The organism is Xanthomonas sp. WHRI 1810A (assembly GCF_040202885.1).
In the GTDB taxonomy this organism is placed as follows: Bacteria; Pseudomonadota; Gammaproteobacteria; order Pseudomonadales; family Pseudomonadaceae; genus Aquipseudomonas.
This window is the reverse complement of sequence record NZ_JBEGED010000009.1, coordinates 168,383-194,992: the sequence shown is the minus strand read 5'-3', so window position 1 is coordinate 194,992 and position 26,610 is coordinate 168,383. Positions and strand designations below refer to the sequence as shown.

Below are 26,610 nucleotides of genomic sequence, written 5' to 3'. Positions count from 1 at the left end.
TCAGCGGATTTACGAATGCCTTCGCGGACAGGTCCGCTCCCACGAGGAGGAGATCACTCGTGTTTGGGCAACACCACCGTAAACGTCGTGCCATCCCCGAAGTTCGACGTCACCGTTACGCTGCCGCCATGGGCGTTGACCACTTCTTTGACGATGAACAGCCCAAGGCCCAGGCTGGTGGACGGGTTGTGATTGCCGACTTCTTCGTTGGTTCTTCTTACCAGCGGATCGAAGATGCTGCCGATCGCTTCCTCTGCGATGGGCTCACCGTCGTTGTGGACTGACAGCGTCACGTAGTGGTCCCCACCAGACAGCGTCACCTTGATCTGATGCGTCGCAGCGCCGTGCTGCAGCGCGTTGCCGATCAGGTTGCGCAGCAGCTGGTCGATGCGGTTGCGGTCCCATTCGCCCTGAGTGTTGCCGGAAGTGCTAAACATCGCGTTGCACTGGGGGTGGCCCGCCGTAGCCTCTTCGATGGCGTCGCGGCAAGCGCTGGTCATTTCCATCGGCTGACGCACCACCGGCAGCGAGACACCCAGGCGGCTGCGCACGAACTCCAACAGATCCCCGACCATCGTGGCCATCTGCCGGCTGCTGCTGTGGATCCTCTCGGCATAAGCCAGCGAGGCCGCGTCCAGGCCTGTTTTGCGCATCAACACTTCCGACGACATGCTCACCGCTTGCAATGGCGCTCGCAGGTCATGCCCCAGGATCGCGAGGAAAATATCCCGCGAACGGGCGGCGCGCTCGGCGTAGGCGGCCGTGGACTCGGCCAGCGCCTCATCGATGGCTTCGTTAAAGCGAATCATGTCTTGAAACGAGGCCAGGTCGGGCGAATCCAGGCTCTCGACCCAGAAGCGGATCACCGTGGCCCGCAAGTGCCGGAACTCGGAGGTCATCTGCACCAGGTCGAAACCCACGGTGTGCCGCAGCTCGCCATGGCTGGCGGCGGCTTCATCGAGGGTCGGGGTTTTGTTGAGCTCTGCGCCCTGGGCCTTGGCGATTTCCTCGGCTTTGGTCTGCGCTTTGTTCATATCGCTTGCAGCGGCCAGCAGAATGGATTTGGCGTGATCGCGCAGCTCCACGGAGCCCAGCGTGTCGGCGGCAGGGGTCAGCGTACTGGCGAATTTCTCCCACTCATCGACGATGCGGTCGACTTGCTGAACGATGAAGTCGGAAAGACGCATGGACAATTACCTTGCTGGCGCAGCTGTGGGGAGACGCGCATCTTAACGCTTGAAGGTTTTTTTAGGGGAGTACATTTCTATGCAGTGTCAATTGTAGGAGCGCGCTTGCCCGCGATTACGGTATGTCAGCCGATGAAACATTGACAGACACACCGCACATCGCGGGCAAGCGCGCTCCTACAAGGCGTTGTCTTCAGAACAGGAAATACCGCTGCGCCATCGGCAGCTCTTCCGCCGGCTCGCACCACAGCAGCACGCCGTCGGCCTTGACCTGGTAAGTCTGGGGATCGACATCGATGTGGGGCAGGTAGTCGTTGTGGATCAAGTCGGCCTTGGTCACGTTGCGGCAGCCTTTGACCACGGCGATCTGCTTTTTCAGCCCCAGTTGTTCCGGCACGCCGGCGTCCATCGCCGCCTGGCTGATGAAGGTCAGGCTGCTGGCGTGCAACGAGCTGCCGTAGCTGGCAAACATCGGGCGGTAGTGGACCGGTTGCGGAGTCGGGATCGAGGCGTTGGCGTCACCCATCAGGCTGGCGGCGATGGAGCCACCCTTGAGGATAAGCGTCGGTTTCACGCCAAAGAACGCCGGGCGCCAGAGCACCAGGTCCGCCCATTTGCCGACTTCGATGGAGCCCACTTCGTGGCTGATGCCGTGGGTGATTGCCGGGTTGATGGTGTATTTGGCGATGTAGCGCTTGGCGCGGAAGTTATCGTTGCCTTCGCCGTCTTCCGGCAGCGGGCCGCGTTGCTTCTTCATTTTGTCGGCGGTCTGCCAGGTGCGGATGATCACCTCGCCCACGCGGCCCATGGCCTGGCTGTCGGAGCTGAGCATGGAGAACGCCCCCAGGTCATGCAGGATGTCTTCGGCGGCGATGGTCTCGCGGCGGATGCGGCTCTCAGCGAAGGCCACGTCTTCGGCGATGCTCGGGTCCAGGTGATGGCAGACCATCAACATGTCCAGGTGCTCGTCGATGGTGTTGCGGGTGAACGGCCGCGTCGGGTTGGTCGAGCTGGGCAGCACGTTGGGGAAGCCGCAGGCCTTGATGATGTCCGGCGCGTGACCGCCACCGGCACCTTCCGTGTGGTAGGTGTGGATCGTGCGGTTCTTGAACGCGGCCAGCGTGGTTTCGACGAAGCCGGACTCGTTGAGCGTGTCGGTGTGAATCGCCACCTGCACGTCGTATTGGTCGGCGACGTTCAGGCAGTTGTCGATGGCGGCCGGGGTCGTGCCCCAGTCTTCGTGGAGCTTTAAACCGATGGCGCCGGCCTTGACCTGCTCGATCAGCGGCTCCGGCAGGCTGACGTTGCCCTTGCCGGTAAAGCCGATGTTCATCGGGAACGCTTCGGCCGCCTGAAGCATGCGCGCCATGTGCCACGGACCGGGCGTGACGGTGGTGGCATTGGTGCCGGTGGCCGGGCCGGTGCCGCCGCCGATCATGGTGGTCACGCCACTCATCAGCGCTTCTTCGATCTGCTGCGGGCAGATGAAGTGAATGTGGGTGTCGACGCCGCCGGCGGTGAGGATCATGCCTTCGCCGGCGATGATTTCGGTGGCCGCGCCGATGGCGATGGTCACGTCGGGCTGGATGTCCGGGTTGCCCGCCTTGCCGATGGCGGCGATGCGGCCGTTCTTGATGCCGACGTCGGCTTTGACGATGCCCCAGTGATCGACGATCAACGCGTTGGTGATCAACGTGTCGACCACTTCGGCGGCGACGCCCTGGCCCTGGCCCATGCCGTCACGAATGACCTTGCCGCCACCGAACTTCACTTCTTCACCGTAGGTGGTGAAGTCCTTCTCGACCTCGATCCACAGCTCGGTGTCCGCCAGACGCACACGGTCGCCGACGGTGGGGCCGAACATGTCGGCGTAGGCTTGTCTGGAGATCTTCATGGGGATTCCTTGAACTGAAAATAATGTCGTGGGCAACGGCGGACCTGTAGGAGCGCGCTTGCCCGCGATTGCGGTTTGACTGCGCCATCGATAGCGTCTGGCACACCGATATCGCGGGCGGCGCGCTCCTACAAGGAACTCAAGTAGGTCTCGCGCTCAAAGATCACCCATCACCCGCCCGGCAAACCCAAACACCCGACGATTACCCGCCAGGTCCACCAGTTCCACGTCCCGCGACTGCCCCGGCTCGAAGCGCACGGCGGTGCCGGCCGGGATGTTCAGGCGCATGCCTCCGCTGGCGGCGCGGTCGAAGGTCAGGGCGTCGTTGGTTTCGAAAAAGTGATAGTGCGAGCCCACCTGAATCGGCCGGTCGCCGCTGTTGGCGACGTTGAGCGTGACGGTGCGGCGGCCGGCGTTGAGTTCGATGTCGCCGGGCTGGATCTGGTACTGGCCAGGGATCATGCGGTCTTCCTCGACAATAATTTGAAGTAGATGGCGGTGGCTCGGTACTCACCGTCGGGGTTGCAGGCGTAGTCCGGCAGTGTTCCGCAGAGCTGATACCCCAGGGCGCGATAGAAATGCTCGGCGTCCGAGCCGTCCAGCGTGTCCAGGTACAACAGGCCGCGCTTGAGCTGACTGGCCGCCAGTTCCACCGTTTGCATCAGCTGCGACGCCAGGCCGCGACGACGTGCGTCCTGCAGGACCAGCAACTTCTGCACCTCGGCGCGGTTCAAGCCATTGGCCTTCTGACACAGCGCCAACTGCACGGTGGCGAGCACTTGCTCGTCCTCCACCACAACCCACAGCATCAGTTGGCCCTGTTCGATTTCGCCCTTGACGCCGTCACTCCAGGCCAGCGCCTGATCCATGTCCACATCCGCCATGAAGCCCACCGAAGCGCCGTGATGAACCGCGTCCAGCAGCAACCGGGCAAGGCCCTCGCGGTAGTGCGCGAAGCTTTCATTGGTGACGCGGCGAATCTGGGCGGTGTTCATGGTTGGGGCGTCCTTTCAGAAAGTGAAACTCAAGCCGTGTGTGATGCAGCGGGGGCCTGTGACGGCGGGGCACTCGCGCCCGGCGACAGGTCGAGCTGCATGAAAGTCAGGTCCAGCCAGCGACCGAACTTGGTGCCCACCTGCGGCATTTGCCCGGTGATGCTGAAGCCCAGCTTCTGGTGCAGATGAATGGACGCCGCGTTTCCGCTCTCGATGGCGGCGACCATGATGTGTTTGTCGCAGGCCAGCGCCCGCTCCATCAGCGCCGTCATCAGGCGCGGACCCAGGCCGTTGCCGCGCTGGTCGGCACGCACGTACACCGAATGTTCCACGGTGTGGCGGAAGCCTTCGAACGGGCGCCAGTCGCCGAACGAGGCATAACCCACCACCTCGTCAGCGGCATCGACGGCCACCAGAATCGGGTAGCCCTGCGCCGCCCGGGCGTCAAACCACGCCTCTCGGTTGGCGAGGTCCACGGGCTGTTCGTTCCAGATCGCGGTGGTGTTGAGCACCGCGTCGTTGTAGATGGCGAGCACTGCAGGCATGTCGGCCGGCAGTGCGTCACGAATCGAGTCAGTCATGTTCGGTCGGTCTTCTCAGGTGTCAGGCAATCGGCTGATGCACGGTCACAAGCTTGGTGCCGTCGGGGAACGTGGCCTCGACCTGGATTTCAGGGATCATTTCCGGGATGCCGTCCATCACCTGCTCACGGGTCAGCAGCGTGGTGCCGAAATGCATCAGCTCGGCGACCGTGCGGCCATCGCGCGCGCCTTCCAGCAGCGCGGCGGAGATAAACGCCATGGCTTCCGGGTAATTGAGTTTCAAGCCGCGAGCCAGGCGCCGCTCGGCCACCAGGCCTGCGGTGAAGATCAGCATCTTGTCTTTTTCGCGTGGGGTCAGGTCCATGTTCGGGTCCGTTGAATCAATCAAATTATCGGTTCGATGCAGATCCTGTAGGAGCGCGCTTGCCCGCGATATCGGTATGTCTGCGACATCGGGGCGACTGACACACCGATATCGCGGGCAAGCGCGCTCCTACAAAGATCAACAGCGCTAGGTACTCCAAATCCTCGGCGCCACCGCTTCTCGGCCCAACAGCGCCGGGCGCAGCAGCTTCCATAAAGCGATCAGCCAGGCTCGCGCATGCAGCGCTTCTACGGCCAGGCAGCGCGCCACCACCAGGCCCGGCAATTGAGTGACGTCCCCGCGCACCGGCGAATGCTCAGCCAGGGTGCGGCAGGTTTCCATCAGTTGCGCGTCGATTTCGCCGGTGATGATCAGCGTGGCAAATACCGGTTTGCCGTCCAGGCCAATGGGCGAATCCAGCAAACCGTCGCTGCCGACAATGCGCTGCCGCTCGTGCCAGAGCAATTCCCCGTCGCGGCGAATATCCAGATGCGACTGAAAATGCCCGCGCTCAAACCGTTCGCCACTGGCCGGACGACCCAGCGCGACCACGTCCCAATAAAGCAGACGCGCGTCGCCCTGCAACTCGATGGCGGTGCTGAGCTCGGCCCTGGCGTCGCTGAACACGATCGTTTCCTGAGGCAGCCATTCCAGCGTAGCGCCCGGCGCGACCTTCATCGTCAGTTGCTGAAACGCTGGGCCTGCGGCGCGGTACCACTTGGCCGCGCCGGGGCTGGTCAATTGCGCCCAGGCATCCGGACCGACGTGGACGTCGATGTCCAGACGGTCGCCGCCGGCAATGCCACCGGGCGGGTGAACGATGATGTGCTGGCAGACTTGCGGGCCTTCGGGGTACAGGTGTTTCTGTACCCGCAGCGGGCCTTTGTGACGGCGTTCGGTCGGGCGCGTGCTGTCGCCGAAACGCCCATAGCCCAGCGCCAGCTCGGCGTGCCAGCTGGGGGTGAACAGGGCGGTGTGGGCAGGAAGATTCATAGCGCTCTTTTATCGGTTTTCAAGCTGGGCACCTTACCGGATTCGCGTCTCAAATGGTCACCAGACCCCGGACACCCTCGGCTTCCATGTTCTCGCCACGGCCCTGCTGCACGATCTCGCCACGGGACATCACGATGTACTGATCGGCCAGTTCGGCGGCGAAGTCGTAGAACTGCTCGACCAGCAGAATCGCCATGTCACCCCGCGCGGCCAGCTTCTTGATGACCGCGCCGATTTCCTTGATCACCGACGGCTGAATGCCCTCGGTGGGTTCGTCGAGAATCAGCAGGCGAGGGCGGCTGGCCAGCGCGCGGCCGATGGCCAATTGTTGCTGCTGGCCACCGGACAAGTCGCCGCCACGGCGTTGCTTCATTTGCAGCAGCACCGGGAACAGCTCGTAGATGAAAGCCGGGACCTCCCTGGCTTCGGAACCGGGAAATCGCGACAGGCCCATGAGCAGGTTTTCTTCCACCGTCAGACGCCCGAAAATCTCCCGGCCCTGGGGCACGTAAGCGATGCCGGCGTGAACACGCTGATGGGTCTTGAACGTGGTGATCGCCTTGCCTTCCCACTGCACCGCGCCTTCTTTGGAAGGCAGCAGCCCCATGAGCACTTTGAGCAACGTGGTTTTGCCCACGCCGTTACGGCCCAGCAGGCACGTGACTTCGCCGACCTTCACATCAAAAGACAGGCCCCGCAGAATGTGGCTGCCGCCGTAGAACTGGTGAAGCTTTTCGACTTGGAGCATGTTCAGATCCCAGGCAAATAAGTGGTCAACCTGTAGGAGCGAATTTATTCGCGAAGCGGTGTGTCAGGTGCACCGCGTTGTTCGGTTCGCCAACAAGTTGGCTCTTACAGGGGCTGTTTCAGCGCCCCAAATACACCTCAATCACTCTTTCATCCATCTGCACATCTTCCAGCGACCCTTCGGCCAGCACGCTGCCCTGATGCAGCACGGTGACGTGGTCGGCGATGGAGCCGACGAAGCCCATGTCGTGCTCGACCACCATCAGCGAATGCTTGCCCGCCAGGCCCTTGAACAGCTCGGCGGTGAATTCGGTTTCGGCGTCGGTCATGCCCGCTACCGGCTCGTCCAGCAGCAGCAACTGCGGGTCCTGTACCAGCAACATGCCGATCTCCAGAAACTGCTTCTGCCCGTGGGACAACAGCCCGGCCGGGCGCTGCATCGAGCCGGTCAGGCGAATGGTCTCCAGCACGTCGTCGATGCGGTCGCGCTGCTCGCCGTTGAGTCTGGCCCGCAGGCTGGCCCACACCGATTTGTCGGTTTTCTGCGCCAGCTCAAGGTTCTCGAACACGCTCAGCGCCTCGAACACCGTGGGCTTCTGGAACTTGCGACCGATGCCCGCCTGGGCGATCTGCACTTCGCTCATCTGTGTCAGGTCCAGCGTCTCGCCGAACCAGGCCTTGCCGTGGCTGGGGCGAGTCTTGCCGGTGATCACATCCATCAGCGTCGTCTTGCCCGCGCCATTGGGGCCGATGATGCAGCGCAGCTCGCCGACGCTGATGTACAGGTTCAAATTGTTCAGCGCCTTGAAGCCATCGAAACTGACGCTGATGTCTTCCAGCGTCAGGATCGTACCGTGCCGGGTATTGAGCCCCGTGCCCGCCACCTGGCCCAGGCCGATGGCGTCGCGGCTGGTGCCGGCGTCGCTGTTGGGGTCCAGACCGGGCTCCAGCGTCGGATCAAAGGCTGGTGTAGGCGTGACTTTCATTGTTCGCCCCTTTTCTTCAGCAGGCCGATCACGCCCTTGGGCAGGTACAACGTGACCACGATGAACAGCGCGCCCAGAAAGAACAGCCAGTATTCCGGAAACGCCACGGTGAACCAGCTCTTCATGCCATTGACCACGCCTGCGCCCAGCAGCGGGCCGATCAACGTGCCGCGCCCGCCGAGGGCCACCCACACGGCAGCTTCGATGGAGTTGGTCGGGGACATCTCGCTGGGGTTGATGATGCCGACCTGCGGCACATAAAGCGCCCCGGCCAGTCCGCACAGCACCGCACTCAAGACCCAGACAAACAGCTTGAAGCCGCGCGGGTCGTAGCCGCAGAACATCAGGCGGTTCTCGGCGTCGCGCAATGCGGTCAGCACCCGGCCGAACTTGCTTTGCGCCAGACGCCAGCCCACGTACAGGCTGCCCACCAGCAATACCACCGTCAGCAGAAACAGCACCGCGCGAGTGCCCTGCGAGGTGATGCTGAAGCCCAGAATACTGCGGAAGTTGGTGAAGCCGTTGTTGCCGCCGAACCCGGTCTCGTTGCGGAAGAACAGCAGCATCCCGGCGAAGGTCAGGGCCTGGGTCATGATCGAGAAATAAACGCCTTTGATCCGCGAGCGGAAGGCGAAGAACCCGAACACCAGCGCCAGCAAGCCCGGCGCCAACACCACCAGGCACATGGCCCAGAGGAAATGCTGCGTGCCGGCCCAGTACCACGGAATTTCAGTCCAGGACAGGAAGGTCATGAAGGCGGGCAAGCCATCGCCTGCGGCCTCACGCATCAGGTACATGCCCATGGCGTAGCCGCCGAGTGCGAAAAACAGGCCGTGGCCCAGGGACAGCAAACCGGCGTAACCCCACACCAGGTCCAGCGCCAGCGCGACGATGGCGTAACAGAGAATCTTGCCCACCAGGGTCAACGTGTACGCCGAGACCTGCAGGCCGTTGCTTTCCGGCAGCAGCGACAACAGCGGCAGCGCAATCAACACGGCCAGGATGACGACGCCGGCCGAGACCGTGATTCGGGTGCCGACGCGTTGCGCGGCGGTGACCAGCAATGGTTGATTCATCAGTCGATCCCCCGTCCTTTAAGTGCAAAGAGCCCTTGCGGACGTTTCTGGATAAACAGAATGATCAGCGCCAGGATCAGGATCTTGCCCAGTACCGCCCCGATCTGTGGCTCGAGAATCTTGTTGGCGATGCCCAGCCCGAAGGCCGCCATCACGCTGCCGGCCAACTGACCGACACCGCCGAGCACCACCACCAGGAAGGAGTCGATGATGTAGCTCTGGCCCAGGTCGGGTCCGACGTTGCCGATCTGGCTCAGGGCTACGCCGCCGAGCCCGGCAATGCCGGAACCCAGCCCGAAGGCCATCATGTCGATGCGTCCGGTGGGCACGCCGCAGCAGGCGGCCATGTTGCGGTTCTGGGTCACGGCTCGCACGTTCAGGCCCAGACGGGTCTTGTTCAGCAGCAGCCAGGTCAGCACCACCACGAACAGCGCGAAGGCAATGATAAAAATCCGGTTGTAGGGCAGGACCAGATTGGGCAGGACCTGAATGCCGCCGGACAGCCATTCGGGGTTGGCGACTTCAACGTTTTGTGCGCCGAACACCACCCGGATCAACTGGATCAACATCAGGCTGATGCCCCAGGTCGCCAGCAGGGTTTCCAGCGGGCGGCCATACAAATGTCGAATGATCGTGCGCTCCAGCGCCATGCCGATGCAGGCGGTGACGAAGAAGGCGACCGGCAGCGCGATGAGCGGGTAGTACTCGATGGCGCCGGGGGCGTAGCGCTGAAACATCAATTGGACGACGTAGGTCGAGTAGGCGCCGAGCATCAGCATTTCGCCGTGGGCCATGTTGATCACGCCCAGCAAACCGAAGGTGATGGCCAGGCCCAGCGCAGCCAGCAGCAGGATCGAACCCAGCGACATGCCGCTGAAGGCCTGCCCGAGGATTTCACCGACCATCAGTTTGCGTTTTACCTGGGCCAGGCTGGTTTCAGCGGCCAGGCGCACGGTGGCATCGGTTTCTACGGCCGGCTCGAGCAGGGTTTCCAGGCGAGTGCGGGCCAGCGGGTCGCCGGTTTCACCCAGCAAGCGCACGGCGGCCAGGCGCACGGTGGGGCTGGTGTCCACCAGCTGCAGGTTGGCCAGGGCCAGGGTCAGCGCCGAACGCACGGTCTCGTTTTTCTCGCTGGCCAGTTGTTGGGTCAGCAGCGGCAGTTGCGCCGGGCGTGCGCTCTTTTGCAGCTGTTGGGCGGCGGCCAGACGCAGTTTTTCGTCGGCGGCCAGCAATTGGTGACTGGCGAAGGCGGTGTCGACCAGGCCGCGCAGTCGGTTGTTCAGGCGCAGTTTGCGCGGTTCGTCAGGGGCAGGGGCATCGGCAGCGGCAGGTGCGTCGGGGTCCACCGCGACGTAGGTGCCACCGGTTTCGATGAACGCTCGTTTGCTGCTGTCGCCTGCGATACGGCCCTCTTGCAGGGCAATGATCAGCTCGACACGGGCCGGCTCGGGCTTGGCGGCCCAGCCTTCCAGCAGATCGGCCTGTCTGGCGGAGCTGGCCGCCACGAAGTCACCGGCATCGCTGGCGTGTGCCGCAAACGGCAGCAGCAGGGCGATGGCAACAATGAAGCGGTACAAAGATGTGGGCATGTGGGTGTCCTGAAAAACCTGATGCTGATCGTTCCCACGCTTTGCGTGGGAACGCTTTGCTGGACGCTCCGCGTCCGCCGTTGGTGACGCGGAGCGTCACGAGATGCATTCCCACGCGGAGCGTGGGAACGATCAACGTGCAGCGATCAGTTTCTGGCTTAGTTACTCTTCACCGGCGTATCAGGCTTTTTGTCGTTGCCAGGGATATACGGGCTCCACGGTTGAGCGCGGATCGGTTCCTTGGTCTGCCACACGACGTTGAACTGACCGTCGTCCTGGATTTCACCGATCATCACCGGCTTGTGCAGGTGGTGGTTGGTTTTGTCCATGGTCAGGGTGAAGCCCGACGGCGCGGCGAAGGTCTGGCCGGCCAGTGCGTCACGCACTTTATCGACGTCGGTCGACTTGGCTTTTTCAGCAGCCTGCGCCCACATGTGGATGCCGACGTACGTGGCTTCCATCGGGTCGTTGGTCACGGCCTTGTCGGCGCCCGGCAGGTTGTGTTTCTTGGCGTAGGCTTTCCAGTCAGCGACGAACTTGGTGTTGACCGGGTTCTCGACGGACTGGAAGTAGTTCCAGGCGGCCAGGTTGCCCACCAGCGGTTTGGTGTCGATGCCGCGCAGCTCTTCTTCACCGACCGAGAACGCGACAACCGGCACGTCCGTGGCCTTCAGGCCCTGGTTCGCCAGCTCTTTATAAAACGGCACGTTGGAGTCGCCGTTGACGGTGGAGATCACAGCCGTCTTGCCACCGGCGGAGAACTTCTTGATGTTGGCCACGATGGTTTGATAGTCGGCGTGACCGAACGGGGTGTAGACCTCTTCGATGTCGCTGTCCTTCACGCCTTTGGAATGCAGGAACGAGCGCAGAATCTTGTTGGTGGTGCGTGGGTACACGTAGTCGGTGCCCAGCAGGAAGAAGCGCTTGGCCGCGCCGCCGTCTTCGCTCATCAGGTACTCGACCGCAGGAATCGCCTGCTGGTTGGGCGCCGCGCCGGTGTAGAAAACGTTCGGCGACATCTCTTCACCTTCGTACTGCACCGGGTAGAACAGCAGGCCATTCAATTCTTCAAAGACCGGCAACACCGACTTACGCGACACCGAGGTCCAGCAACCGAACACCACGGCGACTTTGTCCTGGGTCAGCAACTGACGGCCTTTCTCGGCGAACAGCGGCCAGTTCGACGCAGGGTCCACGACCACAGGCTCCAGCATTTTGCCGTTGACGCCGCCCTTGGCGTTGATTTCGTCGATGGTCATCAGCGCCATGTCCTTGAGCGACGTCTCGGAGATAGCCATGGTGCCGGACAAAGAATGCAGAATGCCGACCTTGATGGTCTCAGCGGCCTGGACGGTCCAGGTCAGGCCCATGGCGGCGATCGATGCGGACAGGGTGAACGCTTTAATCAAACTGCGACGCTTCATTTGGCTAGCTCCATTTTTTGATTTTTTTAAATGACGGCTGTGTCGGTGCAGGCTTTGCTCTGCTTAGGCTTTAGCAAAGGCTGGGCCAAACGCCGGAAACGCTGCGCGTTGGAAGGAATCCACCGCACGCCGGCCCCCGGGCGCACCATGCTGGCCCGCTCCCCGCAGGTGCGTGCAGGGCGCGCGCCAAGACAGTGCGCCTGAAATATTCGCCGTGGAGTGTGCGGCGGGATTCCTGACCTATCGGTTAGCCCTGATAGAGCGAAGCGCGCGTATAGCGCTCGCCGGTGTAGACGTCGAATATCTCGCCGGCTGCATGGCTTGGGGCGTCGAAGTAAACGAACAGCTTGTCATTTTGAACCTTGAACGCCTGCAATTGCAGCGGCGTGTCCGGGGGCACGCAGACATGATCACCAAGGAACTCGCAAAACAGGTTCTTTTTTTGAATCGACGGCCCAAAGACGAAGAACACAGGTTTGTTGGTCGCTGATGCATGCTGGGAGACGAAGGTTTCCTGGCTCCACTGCTGAGCGTTCATCCGGCTCATCGACGCCGACTGCAGGCCTCTGTCGACAAAGACCGTTCCCAGGTCGCGTTGCAGCATCGGCCAGCAGACATTGCTGACGTGGGTCGCCCGGAACGCTACGCCGCTCCAGTCCCTGAGCTGGAAGAACTCGTTGAGCAACCGGCGTGTCTTCAAATTACTGGCCCCGGCGCGCAGCCATGCGTTGACCTCAGCCGACCCGCCCTCCACGTAACTGAGCACTTCGCCGAACAGCTCGGCGTTAGAGGCCTTGGCCAGCGCCAGGTATTGGGATTGCATGATGCTGCGTTCGGCGCCTGTCAGCAGTGCCACTGAAGTCGGCCAGCCCAGTATCAGTTGGGTCAATTCGGCGCTGGCCCGGCGCTTGAACGCAGGGCCGAGCTTCACGAGGCATGTGCTGACGACCTTCCAGAGATTGTCTTTGCCGCGCACCACGTAGTCGTCTTCATGGATCAGCAGGTTTTCGTCCGAAGGCGCGCGGCGATACAGACGGGACCGTCCAAACATGTTCAATCGGCGCTCGACATAGCCGGCGCTTGTCTCGCCATCGACTTGCACCGCCTTGAAGCGATCGGCATCCCACTGCGCGACTGCGCTGGGCTCCGGCCAATATGGGGCGGTGGCCGGCGACATCAGGTAGCCGATTTGCTGTTCACCGTCGCGACCCAGCCGGCGCACCAGGTGCGCCCGTCTTACCGGCGCCACAGCGGCCGCTCCTGCCTCGGCAGAGGTCGCAAGCGCGCCGATACCGGCGACTGCCAGATAGCCTAGAGCGCTCTGCAATTCGCGGGCAGCGCCTGCCAGGTCACCCTCGTCGATCTTTTGAAAACCGTCCCAGGCTTTGCACAGACTGGCGCCTAACGCCAAGGGGATGGTGATCGGTGGCGGCAGGAACCACAGGGCAATACTGGCGACGAAGTCAAACGCATCGCTGCGATCCTTCGCCGCGCGCGCGGCTGCAAGGCGAGCTTTGATATCGTCGATCAACTGTGCGCTCCTGATCTCCCAGCAGCCGTCGAACAGGTTGGCCTCCTGCACGCAATACGTCACCGGATGAAAGATAAAGTCGGCGATCGGCAAAGGCGTTGGCAGGTACTCGACGATCTTGGGCATGCGCCAATACCTGAGCAAGGCGTTGTACTCCAGCATGCCCCACGCCTGCGCACGTCTGGAGGCAGCCAGTTGCATGGCGAGGTAAGGCTGGAAATGCTTGTTTTCGACGAACCCGAAATCCAGTTGGAACAGGCTGTCGTACCAGCGGAACACAATGTTGTCCGGCGCGGCGAGGGTACAGAGGACCATGGGGCCTTTTGCGAAATCATCTTCCGGAGCCAGCACGAAAACGTTGGGGAGTTTCTGCTTATTGATCTCCAGGCAGTGCACGGCGATGTGTTTGGAGTCCACCGTTTTGCGCGTTGCGGGGTCTGGTCCATCCAGGACCGCCTGGATCCATTGCAGGCCTTTGGCCGAGAAGCGTTGTTGCTTTACTTCCAGCAGCCCCATGCGCAGCTGTGCGTGCACGATTTCGCTCTGCAGCCGTTTCAGTTGCGCGGCGTATTCAGAGGTCTTCAGGTGGTGGTCAAGAAAGTTATCCCACGCCTTTTTGTCCTCCAGGCGGGCGACCAGTTGATTAAAGAATGTTTCGTCCAGCCCCACGATGTCAGCCCCGGCCCGGTCTGTCATCCGAGTACGTACCCCGTAGTTTATGTCGGGGCCAGTGAGCATTAGGTAGCAATATTCCGGCAGCGAAACCTCGCGCGTACCGGCGGGAATATGAATCACCGTTGGCAGTGCCGGGAAACCGGTCAGTGGCAACGACTTGTTGGCCCGAACCAGAATGTCCCGGGCTTTGTGGCGCACGGCTTGCTCTTTCAGCGCCTGGTCAATCGTCTCCTGAATGTGGCGCCTCAGGAATGCATCGCTGGTGAAGTCGTCGCCTTTGAAGTGTTCATCGCTCAGCGTCTTCAAGTCGATGATGTTGCGGGCGAAGGTGTTTGCGTGTCTGAGCCAGTGGTTGCGATGGGTCGTGTCCATCCCCTGCCACCAATCGGGCATATGTCGAGTGACCTGCCGGGCGTCATTGCGTCGCAGCGCCGCATGATTGTCGACGGGCGCACTGGCTTTGATCGAGCGAGTCTGCAACGCGTCAAACGTCTCATCATCGAGCCCCAGCGCTTTGGCCCTCCACGCAGAGTGATCGAATTCAGCCTGTTGGCGTGCCACCATCTGCGAGAACTGCACACCGAGAAACCCTCGCTCCATCATGATGTAGCGGCATTGCAGGGCCGAGGGCTGCGTCACGGTGCCTGCGTCCAGTGCTTCCTGATCCAGCGCTTTGAGATCGCAACGGGCAAGCATCTGTTGGCGCTGGCTGCGGTCGCGTAAGCGCTGGATCAGGCTCTCGGTCAGTTTCCTGAGCGAACCGAAGGCTTCAAGCCCGCTTGTCGGCAGATAGCAAACCACCGAGCCCAGCATTTCATCGTGGCTGTCTGGGACCGCCGTGGTGCGTTGGCTGATCAGCACGAATGCATCGCTGAGGGTTACGGGCGAATTCTCACCGACGAGTACTGAAAGCCCGTACACCCCGTGCCGCTGGGCCCGAGTGTTCGTGTAATCAGCGCCGAAGCCCAACATGGCTTCCAGCATGGTGAATTCCTGACTGGATATGTCGCCCTGTTCCAGGCGCGCGTTCGCCTCAAGCGTCAACGCGGCGACACGGGCGGCGATGAACTGGCTGCGGCGACTTGTTTCACCGGGGGGCGCCGTGTCCCAGTAGTCCTGCATGTCCCGCTTGCAGGCCACGGCAAACCGGTTGCGGAACTGCTCGTACAGATTCACGACCTGCGCGTGGTCCAGCAATGCCTTTGTGAAGGCATCAGGCTCAGTCGCTGGGTCAGGGTGGATACTGATCTGTTCGTAATCGCGCCAGGCCAATGCGCCGGTGAAGTGATCTATCAGGCTGCTGATCAGGCCATATTCCCGGCTGACACCCGTGTCACGCTCAATGCGGTCCTGGCAGACCAGAAGGGCAGTCGCCGTGTCGATCTGCACGTCGGGATAATCGGCGGACACCAGCTCATGAAACAGGCGCGAGGCCACGTGGTCCAGGTCGGGCGAGCAGGTCGTGGGGTGTTGGGCGGTGTTGCTCATGTCTACGTCGGTCTCCATGAAGGGAAGGGTCGCGAAGGGGTCGCGAGTCATTTCATGGAGTCAGAGTGGGCGGCGGGTGTCTGTCAGGAACAGCGGACGAAGGCACTTCCCTCAATGGCCGGGGCCTTGTAGGAAATGCGCAGAGGCAGGGGGTTTTTGTTCATCAAATCTGAAGAGGAGCGGGGCCTGAAACCGTACATGAGGAGGAATTCATCACAAAGCCACTCAATGGTCTCAGGCCCCGCAGGACGCAATCTAAGCTGTTGCGGCTGATTTGGCAAAGCGCGAAAGCACTATCCTATCGAGCACCCACACAATCAGCATCGAAATGCCCACCAACGGGAACGCCACACCCAATGCAATCATGACCACGGTCGCTGTTTTCCAGCGTGGCAGGTCGTGCCGCAGCGGGGGAACACCCAGCCCGTTCCGGGGCCGGCGCTTCCACCAGATCACCAGGCCGCTGACCGAACTGAGCAACACCATCAGGCAGATCAGCAGGATCAACAGCTGGTTGATCCAGCCGAAGAACTTGCCCTCGTGCAGCATCACGCCAAGCTCCGTGGCTTTGGACACGGTGCTGTAGTCGGCGTAACGCACGTCCGCCAGGACGTTGCCGGTGTACTGGTCGATGTGCAGCGTGGCGTCGTTGCGCGGATCGTCGGCAAACACGGAGACGGTGAACACGCCGTCAGCCGTTTTTGGTTGCGTGATGCTGTAGCCCGGCGCGATGTTGCGCGCCTTGGCGATCTCCACCACTTGCTGCAGGGAGATGCCGGGCGCTGCGGGAGCGCTGGACATGTGGGCGTGGTTCATGTGCTCGGCGTGATCGCCGGTGGACACCGGCATCGGTGTGTTTTCCATGGCCCACGGCACGGTTTGCACGCTGGCGTTGTTCAGCGCGCCGGCCTGCTGGTCCGACTTGGGCACCTCATTCCACATGGCGGCCGGAAAGGTGTTCCACAGGTCGGCGTATTGCTTGCCCCACAGGCCGGTCCACGTCATGCCGCTCAGCAGCATGAACAGCAGCAACAGCGCGCCCCAGAAGCCGGTCACCGCATGCAGATCGCGCCACAACACACGGCCGCGTGCCGTCATGCGCGGCCACAGGACACCGGCCGGTGATCGTCCCCGCGGCCACCACAAATACAGACCCGAGACCACCAGCACGATGCCCCAGCCGGCGGCCAGCTCGACCAGCCGGTCGCCAACGGTGCCGATCATCAATTCGCCGTGCAGCTCGCGGGCAATGGCTTGCAGGTTTTGTTTGGCGTCCTGGGTGCCGAGCACGGCGCCGCTGTAGGGGTTGATGAACAGGTTCACCTCGCGCCCCTCCAGGTTCACCACGAACTGCGCACTGCTTTCGGCGTTCAGAGGCGGCAAGTACTTGCTGACAGCGGCGTTGGGGTAGGCGAGCGAGACCAGGCGCTGTTGCTCGTCAGCGCTTAGGGCGTGATGGGCTGGTGTGACCGTCAGCAGGTCGCTGTACATCAGCGCGTCCAGCTGCGGTTTGAACAGATAAATGATGCCGGTCAGCGACAACAGGATCATGAACGGCGCAACGAACAGGCCGGCGTAGAAATGCCAGCGCCACGCCAGGTTATAGAAAGACACGTTAGGTGTAGACACGAAAAGGCTCCCGTCAGGGATGAACACGTCGCAGCGCGCTGGCAGCCGGAAGCGGCCAGCGGTTGCGAATTCTTTTAGGTTGGGTTTCAGGCCAGTGACGAGGGCGGCGGGGCGCGACTGCGCGCATTGGGGAAGACGCTGCGCCGGGCATGGCCCTGTTGCGGCGTGGCGTTGAAGAAGTCATGGGGTTTGGGTGGCGACGGCGTGACGATCGTCAGCGCCTGGGGCAGGGCGGGGCAACTGAACAGCAGCGTGCAATAGCCGCATTTGGCCCACAGCACGTGATCCATGGAGGCACCGTCGACCGGCGCGGTATCGGCCGCCGCACCGTGCTGCATGCCCTCGTGAGCGGCCGGCATGTCGTGGGATGACATGTCCATGGTCGCCGGCATCGCCATACCGGCGTGCTGCTCCATCGGCATCGCCTGGGAAATCAGCGGTCCGATGAAAATCATCAGCATGGCAAACAGGCTCAGCCAGGTGCCCGACGTCTTGCGCGGGGGGCTGGAGGTTCTGTTGCGTGACGCGGTCATGCGGTTCAAGTCAGTTCAGGTTACGCCTGGAGCGGTTCAGTGGGCGTGAGTCGGGGTGGATGCGTCGGGCGCCTGTTTCAGCACCTGGACATCAACGGTGACGTCACCGGCGTGCTCGAAGTGCAGCGTCAACGGAAACTGCTGACCCTCCACCAGCCTGGCGCGGTCTTTAATGTCCAGCAGCATGACGTGATACGCCATCGGCGCAAAGCTCACATCAGCGCCGGCAGCAATCTCAACCGTCTGCACCTGTTGCATCTTCATCAACCCGTCTTTGTGGACGTGCTCGTGCAACTGGGCGGCACCGGCAATCGGGCTGTCCACAGCGATAAGACGGTCTGGCGCATTGCCGTTGTTGTGAATCGAAAAATACGCAGCGACGGTCGGCGCATTAGGCGGCAATTGCAGCGACCACGGACGATCGATCTGCAATGAGCCTGCGCGGTACTCGTCGGCTTGAAGGCTGTAGGCGGGCAGCAGCAGGGCGGCCATCAGCAGAACGTGTTTTAGCATGCGTGGCTCCCGGCCTGCTCACGGTGTGCAGTGGATTTATCAGGTCGTCATTTAGCCTGAACCCGGCCTGGAATGTAAAAAAAGGTGAAAAAAAAGCCCGGCGTTCAGGCCGGGCTAATAGGGTAATGCGTGATGTCAGGGCGCGAGTTCAGCGCGCAGCCCTTTGCGGTCAGGGCGCTTCAGGCGGGGTCGCGCTGCTCATGACCTGCGACTTGTCCGCCTGATCGATGGCGGCCTTGAACATCGGGATCAGCAACGCTGAACCGCGCTCGCTCAAGTGGTTGTCGTCGTAATAGATCGGCAGGCCCGCCACGTCGCCACGGCACTCATCGCCTTTGCACAGATATGGCACGGGATCGAGCAACGTCACGCCACATTGCTGCGCCGCCAGGCCCAGGGTTTCCAGGGCAGCGGCTTCTCGCACGTGGTATTGATCCAGCGTGATCGACACATCGCGCGGCTTGCCCAGAATCATGCCGCGGCCCATGTTCTTCGGCACATCAGTCATCAGTTCCGGCCACGGGCGGATCATGTAGACCGGGCGTGTCTTGGACAGCTCACACGCCGTGGCCAGCACCGCGCCGCGCATTTTCTCGGCGAAACCGTCGTCGCCGAAATCGATGCTGCCGAAGCGGGTTTGATGAGTGGCCAGCGTCAGCGCCGAGGACTCCTCGTTCGGCCCCTTGGCGTACAGGCTGTAGCGGTTGACGATGAAGATCGGGACATTGGCCGGCAGCGATGCGCTCTGTTTAAGCACCCACTCGATGAAGGGGCCGCACCGGTACAAATGGTCCGCACTTTCGATGCCGCGCGCCACCGGACAGCCGTGGACAATCCAGGCCAGGACCTTTTTGTCCGGCATCGCCGCTTCCAGCGCACTGACGGCAGAGGTCGCATGGCTGTCACCGAGGATGATCGCGCCCACGGAAGAACCGACGCCGTATTCACAGGCCGGGATCGGGGTCTCGCCAGGCAGCATCTGGGCGGCCTCGACGGTGCATTCCTTCATCCGCGAGTTTTTGTTCACGGCTTCATCGAACACCGCATCGACGGACGCTTGAAGACGACTGGGTACGCCGTCCTGCACGCGCAACACGACACCGGCCACCACAATGACCAGTGCCGCGCTGGCAATGGCGGCTGCGCCTGTCCAGCGTGGCAGGCGGTTCAGCGAATTACGGGCTGGCGTTTCAATCCAGCGATACGACAGCCAGCCCAGCACCAGCGTCAGCGCGATCCCGCCGGCGATGGCGAAAGTGTTGTTCTGCCATTGCAGGTACGACAGCAGCACCACCAGCGGCCAGTGCCACAGGTACAGCGAATACGAACAGTCGCCCAGCCATTGCGCGACCCGGGTAGCGGTCCACAGCGAATGCTGGCGGGCAGCCAACAGGATCATGACCGTGCCGACCACCGGCATGACCGCGCGCCAGCTTGGCCACAGGGTTTGCGGGTCGTAGAGCGCCAGCGTGGCAATAATCAGCGCAAAGCCGATGAGTTCCAGCGAGCGGCTGATGACTTTCGAATCAGCAGCGCGCTGACCCAGCAGCATGACCAGTCCACCGGCCAGCATTTCCCAGGCGCGCGTGGGCAGCAGGTAAAACGCAGCGCCGGGTTTTGAGGGTGTTATCCAGATGCACAGGGCCAAGGACAGGAGCATCCCGGCAAACATCGTCAATGCCAGAAAGTGACGTGAGGGCTTGAGCTTCCACAGCACGCCGAGCACCACGGGCAGCACGATATAAAACTGCCATTCCACCGACAGCGACCAGGTGTGCAGCAGTAACTTGTCGTGGGAGCTTCCGTCGAAGTAACCGGCTTCTTTCCAGAACACGATGTCCGAGACGAACGTCACCGCGCTCAGGGCGTGCAAGCCCAGCGCTTTATATTCCAGGGGCGAAAACAGGAACCACCCCAACACCAGCACGGCGACACACAACACCAGCAACGCCGGCAGGATGCGTCGCGCTCGGGAGAGGTAAAAGTCGATGATGGAGAATGGGCGACGATTGCCCTTGGAGGCGTCTGGATCAAGGCCCCGGACGATGATGCCGGTCATCAGGAAACCGGAAATCACGAAGAAAATGTCGACGCCGGCAAACCCGCCGGAGAAGCCTGACACGCCGAAGTGGTACAGAACGACGGCCGCTACTGCCCAGGCCCGAAGCCCGTTGATGTCATGTCGAAACGTGCGCGGGTCGATCATTTATTAACAACCAGATAATAAAGAAACTTTGGAATGCCGAGGACGTAGCGGGCAAACAGGCGTTGTGGTTCTCTGGCCAGACGGAACAACCATTCCAGGTTGTATCTGCGCATCACCGGAGGGGCACGTTCAAAGCGCTCGGCCTGAAAGTCGATGATTGCGCCGCCGCACACCACCAGGATCGAGCCCACGGCACTCTCCCGCAGACGCCACGCCAGGTGTTCCTGCTTTGGCATGCCCATGGCCAGAACCACTATGGTCAAGGCTTCCGGACGCGCATTGTTGCGGGCGTACTCGACGTATTCGTCTGGGTGGTGAAAGCCGTGAAGCGTGTGGCAATCACGGCCGCCCATCAGCTTGTGGGTGCCTTCTTCGAGCCACGGGGATTCGGTGCCGAACACGAAGTAATCCACGTCCACGTCGCTGGCGTGGGCCTTTGCGATGAGCGCCGGAATGAAATCAGTGCCGTTGAGGTTCGCGCCAGGCGAGGTCTTGTTCCACTGGCACGCGAACTTGATGCCGATGCCGTCTCTTAACAGGTAATCGATGTTAGAGAAGCTTTCCAGCACCTTGGGGTTTTCGGCCGCCAGGTTGTAGGCATGCTGATTGAGGAACCCCAGAATGTTCTGCGATTTGCTGTTGATCAGTTGGTCGAGGAACAGGTCGAGCTGCTCATCCTCCAGGATATGGAGTTGGTCGATCAGCGCTGATGCTTTTCTTACGGGTGTTTTCGTCGTCATAAAAGATCTCCACTGCTCCTGCTTCAAGGAACACCGTTTCGTTAATCGAGCCGCATGGGGTACCCCGACACCACTGCAAGCCTGGATTGCAGGCCTGGCTGTCGAAGTCACTGCTTCAAAAACCGAACGAAACGCCTGATTGCATCAGAAACCAGACAGCTGCCGACATCGGCCCGGGGGAGGGCAGTGCCTCCGTCCCGCGGGCCAAGGTAAATATCAGTAGGCGTTTTTGTCTCGTCGGATCAGCATCAAGGCGGTCTTGACGATGATCACGATGTCCAGGGAAATGCTCCAGTTCTCGATGTAGAACAGGTCATGCTCGATCCGCTTGTCCAGCTTCTCTTGCGTGTCCGTTTCTCCGCGCCATCCGTTGCATTGCGCCCAACCGGTCACACCGGGTTTGACGCGGTGACGGCTGGCGTAGTCGCTCAACAGGTCGTGCAGCAAATGACCTTCGGAGTGCATGCCGGTGGCATGTGGCCGAGGGCCGACCAAGGACATGTTGCCCAGCAGCACGTTAAAGAGCTGTGGCAGTTCGTCGATGCTGGTTTTACGAATAAAGCGCCCTACACGCGTGACTCGCGGATCGTCCTGCACCGTTTGCTGCGCACCACGCAGATCGCCCCGGTCGGTGTACATCGAGCGGAATTTGAACACCCGAATGGTTTCGTTGTTGAAGCCGAATCGCTCTTGAACAAAGAGGATCGGGCCCTTGGATTCCAGTTTGATTGCCAGGGCAACCAGCGCCAGGATCGGCGAGAACAGGATGATGGCAATCAGCGACAAGGTGAAATCCTTGGCCCGCTTGATCACTGCACTCCATTCGCTGATCGGGCGATCCTGCAGGCTCAGGAAGTACGCACCGCCCATGGTCAACACCGGCCGGTTCGCATACATGAAGCCCAGTTTTTCCGGCGCCAGGTAGACATCGACGCTCCAGGACGAGAACTGGCGGACCAGGGTCTGGATGCGTTCATCGGCCTGCCATGGCATGGCGACGATGACCAGATCGATCCCGTGCTTGCGCACCATCTCTTCGGCGAGGTCAGTCTTGCCCAGCAACATCACCCCGTTCTGGCTTGGCGGCAGGCGTGTGCCGCGGTCATCCAGGTAACCGATCACGTCGATGTTCTGATCGTTGAAGCGGCGCATGTGCTCCACCACTTGCTGGCCCAGCTCACCGGCACCAAGAATCAGCGCGCGACGGCGGAAGATGCTGCCGCGCGTGGCCTGGGAAGGGCGCGCGAAGTACCACACCAACATCAGGCGGCTGATCAGGATGTACATGGAGAAACCGGCGAACCAGCCGATGATCCACAGCCTGGAGAACAGCTCGGTGATCTTGAAGATGAAGCCCAGCAACAGCAGCGCACCGAAGGCGAAGACCAGCCCGCCAAAGGTCACGAAGGGCGCACGCACCTGTTGCTTGAAGCGCTGCCATTCATACTGGCCGCTGGAAAAACCGAAAATGCTGAACGCGATCATCGCCACGACCACCACCATTCCGTAACGGAAATAGGAAGCCGGGCCGTCCTCTACGTAGAACTGCACGCCGAAATAGACCACCAGCGAGGTCAGTGCCATCGCCAGGACATCGGTGAAATACAGAATGTAGTTGGCATAACTCTGCAGTGCGGTTGGAGGTCGCTGAAGCGCTGACCAACCTTCTGGAGGACCGGAGGGAATCGTGTTCATAGCAAGCACCTTGTAGGAGAGGTGGAAGACAGCAGCTGGCGAACGTTGGGTTGGCCCGAGTGAATTGGGTTGCGCAATGACTGAATTGAAAAATGTCGAGTTCTGCGCAAGCCTGCCGATACATTGGGTACCACGCCGAGGGGCAGCGGACGTGCTACCGCCCCAGGATTTTCGGTCAATTCCTGAGGACACTGCCAAAGGCCAGCTGACGCACGGAGACAGTCCGCACGTGTGATGGCGTTGTTAAGAAGGCAAGGCAAAGTATTAAAGCGGGAGCCAATGCTCCTAATTGTTTTAGCGCTGCTCAATGACAGCGTCGTGGCACGCCTCATCTTTTGCCGTGATGACGGAAATAAGACGAGGTTTGAACAGTTTGATTCGTGAGCCGAAGGCGTCATAGTATCCATGCTCCCCGTTGGCGGCAAGCGACAATAAATAGGCAAATTGAAAAAAAGCGCATTGGAAGTTATTGGCTCAATGGAGTGACCAGTTACTTAACAATCGGAAAAAACAGGCGCCAAATAGTTATCGAGATCTCCCCGTCAGCACCTTGGCGCCAACAAAAAATTACTATAAAAATCATTTAGTTAGCCTGATTTATCTCGTTTTTTAATTGGGTCGCCTGTGTTTCCCGTTAAACGAAGTGTTATGTTGCCCTAACACTCCGGGTGGAGAACGGCGTCAATATGGTTTTTTGGAGGCAGTAGATGAAACTTTTGAGACCTGTTGTTATTTTGACGCTCGCGTTGTCCGCATCGTTCAGTGCCTTCGGTATTCAGCCGTCAACAGACGAGTCTGATGCACCGTTGATACATTTGAACGTCGCTGCTGCAGGGTTTAGTCCTGAGACATTGCCAGGCAAGGAAGGAACTAACTATGTGTTCCCGGACAGTACCTATCTGGACAAATGGCAAGCAGGCGGTATTGAAGTCATCCGGTTTTCCATCATATGGGAGCGATTGCAACCTACTCCCAAAGGCATTTTCGATGTGCCGTATGCCAGGGGCATCGATAAGTTTCTGACCCAGGCCGCTGCGCGCAAGATGCGCGTGATCATCGACATCCACAATTACGGGCGTTACTACAACAAAATCATTGGCAGCAAGGATGTGCCGACCCCTGTGTACGCGGACCTGATGAAGCGAGTGGCCAAGCGCTGGGGTGATCACCCTGGCATGTACGGCTATGACTTGATGAACGAGCCCTACGGCGAGGCCGACGTCCGCTGGAAAAACACCGCTCAGGCCGGTATCAACGCGGTTCGCATCTACGACACCAAACACCCCATTTATGTGGAAGGGCGTGCCTGGTCCAACACCGCGATTTTTCCTGATCTGAATGCCGACCTGCTGACACTCGAAGATCCCAGCGACAATCTGGTGTATTCCGCGCACCTTTACCTGGATGAAGGCAGCAGCGGGCAATACGCCGCCAAGATGACTTCATCGAACTGGGACACCATGACCGGGGTCAACCGCGCCAAGCCCTTCGTCGAATGGCTGATCCGCAACAACAAACGCGGCCAGTTCGGCGAGTTCGGCGTGCCGGGCAATGATCCCAAGTGGCTGGCCGGCATGGATAACCTGCTCAGCTACCTGCACGAGAACTGCATACCGCTGGCCTATTGGGCAGCAGGTCCATGGTGGGCGGAATACCCATTGTCGGTCGAGCCGAAGAATGGCGTGATGCCGGCACAGTGGACCGTGCTGTCCAAATGGATCAAGACCCCCAACAAGTGTACGGCCCCTCAGTCCTGATCTGTTACTGGCAGGCGCGCGGTTACTTACCCAGCTGACCGCGCAACAACTTGGTGTGCGTGTGCACGTAATGCAACACGTACAGCAAGCTGGCCTGGGCGCTTGAAATATTCATGTAGCGCTTGCGGATCTCCCTGTCTTCCTTGAGTGCGTCGAAACGACGTACCTGGGAAACACCGGTGGTGTCGAAGTCGCACAGAATGTCCTTGAGCTGCAACACACCCGTGGGGCTGGTCACGCCGGACACGAACTCAATGATCATGCAGTAGTCGGCCGAGAGGGGGTAATCCTCACGAAAGCGGACTTTGCTCAAGCGATCATTCTCGAAATACATGGCCTGGTGGCTGGTGACCATGCCCGTCTTCAAGCGAGCGATCGGCTTGGCTTTCACTTCGCGCAACTCGCCCTGGGCGTTGGACAGGCAGTAGTCGCCGTACACGTATTCAGCTTTGCCCGGATTGGCCGCAATGGCCTTCGCCACTTTTTCCAGGACCGAGGCGTCGTGGAACGTGTCACCGCTGTTGAGGAACAGGGTGTAGCCAGGCTCGGTAATCGCCTTGACCAGACCTTTGTTCATCGCGTCATACAGGCTGCGATCGCGTTCGGAGTTGGACTCGGTGTAGTCGTTGTCCAGCCCCGCCAGCCATTCAACGGCGCCGTCCGTGGAATTGCCGTCCACCACAATCCAGCGGAAATCGCGATACGTCTGTGCCTGAACGCTGTTGTGAGTCTTGATCAGACCCGCCAGGTTATTGCGATTTATAGTGACGATATGAAATCGGGTCATAGGTTGAACGCTCTATTTTGGATTCGACGGGTGCGGACAGTCGGGATACATACAAGAAGATCGCGGCTGCGAGGCCAAGGTTTTCGCCCCCGAACATGATTGAGTTGGACAGGACCATGTTGAACAGCGCGAACCAGAAATCGAGCTGGTAGGCGGCCAGCAAATCGCCTTTGTTCCTGCAGTTACGCATGATGCGGATGAAGCCTGCGTAGAACGCAAAGGCAATGAACGGCGCGAAAAAGCCGAACCGGTAATACACACCGACGATGCCCACGTCCGACAGATAGAACCAGTCGTTGTAGATCCGCGAGAAGCCACCCTGCCACTGCAGCGACAACGCGCCCAGTCCGACAAAGTGATTCTTGGCCACTTCGGCGATGGAAATCGCAATCGTGGTATCGCGTACGCCAGGCCCTTCAGTGGCCTCATCCATCAAGGCGAAGAACTTGTCGTACTGACCGATGATCGCATCGGGCACGATCACATACGCGGCAGCCAGTGCCAGCACCGCCAAACCGGCAATCTGCAGCACCAGCCCCGGACGGTTGCGGAAGATCCACATGCCGGACAGCGCCCAGATGAGCATGATTGTCCGGGTCTGCAGAACGGTCCACAGGTACAGGGCGAAAATGGCCAGCGCCACCAGTTTGAACGCAGTCATGTGGCGCTTGATGCTGTACATGAGCATCAGTGCACACAGGTTCACGTAACCGGCGCCGATCCGGTAACGGTCCGGACGCAGCAGGTTGACGCCGCCGTCCTTTTCGTCCACCGCAAACGCGATATTGCTGTTTTGCGGGATGATCTTGAAGTAATACAGAAAGCCGACAAACACGCAGGCCAGACCCGAAATCAGCATGAACTGCTGGATCTGCTCCTGCGTAGGCTTGGTCTTGACCATCAGGAAATAGGCCGGGAAGAAGATCAGGTAAGCGAAGTTACGCCGTTCCTCCAGCAGCCCGTAGATGATGGGCTGCCCCCAATTGAGCTTGGCCAGAATCGCAGAAAAGACGGGCAACACCATCCCGAACAGTAAGATCCATGCCGCCGCCTTTGAATGGTGGATGTGTTTCCACACCACCATCAAGATCACTGCAGACAGAATGACTCCCGCAAGCCAGGCCTCGCGCAGGAGTGGAATACCGGCAATCTTGTCATCGGTCAGGAAGATGCAGCCCGAGTTGAGCAGCATCAACAACAGCACCAGATTCTGATTGGCTAACAGTTTCTTGATCACGTAAGGGTACCTTGTTCGGCCA

At 60.6% G+C, this 26,610-nt stretch carries 22 protein-coding genes; 1 reads left to right on the top strand and 21 read right to left on the bottom strand.

Annotation, left to right across the window (positions count from 1 at the left end; translation table 11 throughout):
- Positions 1-53 precede the first annotated feature (53 nt).
- From ABQX22_RS15425 to ABQX22_RS15335, 19 genes are all read right to left on the bottom strand, one after another.
- The gene (locus ABQX22_RS15425; RefSeq protein ID WP_349800716.1) at positions 54-1,187 is read right to left on the bottom strand and encodes a sensor histidine kinase; all 1,134 of its coding nucleotides are present in this window, start codon (positions 1,185-1,187) and stop codon (positions 54-56) included.
- Positions 1,188-1,380: 193 nt separating this feature from the next.
- Positions 1,381-3,081 (bottom strand): urease subunit alpha, encoded by a 1,701-nt coding sequence (ureC, locus tag ABQX22_RS15420; protein ID WP_349800715.1) that lies wholly within the window; start codon positions 3,079-3,081, stop codon positions 1,381-1,383.
- A gap of 156 nt (positions 3,082-3,237) precedes the next feature.
- On the bottom strand, positions 3,238-3,543 hold the full coding sequence (locus tag ABQX22_RS15415) for an urease subunit beta (protein ID WP_349800714.1): 306 nt from the start codon (positions 3,541-3,543) through the stop codon (positions 3,238-3,240).
- Positions 3,540-4,076, bottom strand: coding sequence for a GNAT family N-acetyltransferase (locus tag ABQX22_RS15410; protein ID WP_349800713.1), 537 nt, complete (start codon positions 4,074-4,076; stop codon positions 3,540-3,542). The genes ABQX22_RS15415 and ABQX22_RS15410 overlap by 4 nt, the downstream gene beginning before the upstream one ends.
- Before the next feature lie 29 nt (positions 4,077-4,105).
- Entirely contained in the window at positions 4,106-4,657 is a 552-nt protein-coding gene (locus ABQX22_RS15405) for a GNAT family N-acetyltransferase (RefSeq protein ID WP_349800712.1), read from the bottom strand.
- A gap of 22 nt (positions 4,658-4,679) precedes the next feature.
- A complete protein-coding gene (locus tag ABQX22_RS15400; protein ID WP_349800711.1) occupies positions 4,680-4,982 on the bottom strand; it encodes an urease subunit gamma in 303 nt (100 codons plus the stop codon).
- A gap of 147 nt (positions 4,983-5,129) precedes the next feature.
- Positions 5,130-5,975 carry an urease accessory protein UreD gene (locus tag ABQX22_RS15395; protein WP_349800710.1) on the bottom strand — a complete coding sequence of 282 codons (846 nt, stop codon included), beginning with the start codon at positions 5,973-5,975 and terminating at the stop codon, positions 5,130-5,132.
- Positions 5,976-6,024: 49 nt separating this feature from the next.
- Positions 6,025-6,723 (bottom strand): urea ABC transporter ATP-binding subunit UrtE, encoded by a 699-nt coding sequence (gene urtE / locus ABQX22_RS15390; protein ID WP_349800709.1) that lies wholly within the window; start codon positions 6,721-6,723, stop codon positions 6,025-6,027.
- A gap of 118 nt (positions 6,724-6,841) precedes the next feature.
- Positions 6,842-7,708, bottom strand: a complete 867-nt coding sequence (gene urtD, locus ABQX22_RS15385; protein ID WP_349800708.1) for an urea ABC transporter ATP-binding protein UrtD — start codon at positions 7,706-7,708, stop codon at positions 6,842-6,844.
- Complete coding sequence (urtC, locus tag ABQX22_RS15380; RefSeq protein ID WP_349800707.1) at positions 7,705-8,784, bottom strand: urea ABC transporter permease subunit UrtC; 1,080 nt, start codon at positions 8,782-8,784, stop codon at positions 7,705-7,707. Before urtC ends, urtD begins: the two co-directional genes overlap by 4 nt.
- The gene (gene urtB, locus ABQX22_RS15375; RefSeq protein WP_349800706.1) at positions 8,784-10,373 is read right to left on the bottom strand and encodes an urea ABC transporter permease subunit UrtB; all 1,590 of its coding nucleotides are present in this window, start codon (positions 10,371-10,373) and stop codon (positions 8,784-8,786) included. The genes urtC and urtB overlap by 1 nt, the downstream gene beginning before the upstream one ends.
- 158 nt (positions 10,374-10,531) lie before the next feature.
- Positions 10,532-11,797: an urea ABC transporter substrate-binding protein gene (gene urtA / locus ABQX22_RS15370; protein ID WP_349800705.1), complete on the bottom strand. Its 1,266-nt coding sequence runs from the start codon at positions 11,795-11,797 to the stop codon at positions 10,532-10,534.
- 247 nt (positions 11,798-12,044) lie between these two features.
- Positions 12,045-15,542 carry a dermonecrotic toxin domain-containing protein gene (locus tag ABQX22_RS15365; RefSeq protein ID WP_349800704.1) on the bottom strand — a complete coding sequence of 1,166 codons (3,498 nt, stop codon included), beginning with the start codon at positions 15,540-15,542 and terminating at the stop codon, positions 12,045-12,047.
- 204 nt (positions 15,543-15,746) lie between these two features.
- Positions 15,747-17,120 carry a PepSY-associated TM helix domain-containing protein gene (locus ABQX22_RS15360; RefSeq protein WP_349800703.1) on the bottom strand — a complete coding sequence of 458 codons (1,374 nt, stop codon included), beginning with the start codon at positions 17,118-17,120 and terminating at the stop codon, positions 15,747-15,749.
- An 86-nt stretch (positions 17,121-17,206) separates the two neighbouring features.
- Entirely contained in the window at positions 17,207-17,653 is a 447-nt protein-coding gene (locus ABQX22_RS15355) for a DUF2946 domain-containing protein (RefSeq protein WP_349800702.1), read from the bottom strand.
- 36 nt (positions 17,654-17,689) lie between these two features.
- The gene (locus ABQX22_RS15350; RefSeq protein ID WP_349800701.1) at positions 17,690-18,166 is read right to left on the bottom strand and encodes a copper chaperone PCu(A)C; all 477 of its coding nucleotides are present in this window, start codon (positions 18,164-18,166) and stop codon (positions 17,690-17,692) included.
- Between the two features lie 169 nt (positions 18,167-18,335).
- The gene (locus ABQX22_RS15345; RefSeq protein WP_349800700.1) at positions 18,336-20,372 is read right to left on the bottom strand and encodes an acyltransferase family protein; all 2,037 of its coding nucleotides are present in this window, start codon (positions 20,370-20,372) and stop codon (positions 18,336-18,338) included.
- The gene (locus ABQX22_RS15340; protein ID WP_349800699.1) at positions 20,369-21,112 is read right to left on the bottom strand and encodes a WecB/TagA/CpsF family glycosyltransferase; all 744 of its coding nucleotides are present in this window, start codon (positions 21,110-21,112) and stop codon (positions 20,369-20,371) included. The genes ABQX22_RS15345 and ABQX22_RS15340 overlap by 4 nt, the downstream gene beginning before the upstream one ends.
- 216 nt (positions 21,113-21,328) lie before the next feature.
- Entirely contained in the window at positions 21,329-22,807 is a 1,479-nt protein-coding gene (locus ABQX22_RS15335) for an undecaprenyl-phosphate glucose phosphotransferase (protein ID WP_349800698.1), read from the bottom strand.
- Positions 22,808-23,685: 878 nt separating this feature from the next.
- Between ABQX22_RS15335 and ABQX22_RS15330 the strand changes: the two genes are divergently transcribed.
- Positions 23,686-24,564, top strand: coding sequence for a glycoside hydrolase family 5 protein (locus ABQX22_RS15330; protein ID WP_349800697.1), 879 nt, complete (start codon positions 23,686-23,688; stop codon positions 24,562-24,564).
- A gap of 22 nt (positions 24,565-24,586) precedes the next feature.
- On the opposite strand, the gene ABQX22_RS15325 is transcribed toward ABQX22_RS15330, so the two are convergent.
- On the bottom strand, positions 24,587-25,351 hold the full coding sequence (locus tag ABQX22_RS15325) for a glycosyltransferase (RefSeq protein ID WP_349800696.1): 765 nt from the start codon (positions 25,349-25,351) through the stop codon (positions 24,587-24,589).
- Positions 25,314-26,588, bottom strand: coding sequence for a hypothetical protein (locus ABQX22_RS15320; protein WP_349800695.1), 1,275 nt, complete (start codon positions 26,586-26,588; stop codon positions 25,314-25,316). Before ABQX22_RS15320 ends, ABQX22_RS15325 begins: the two co-directional genes overlap by 38 nt.
- Positions 26,589-26,610: the final 22 nt, after the last annotated feature.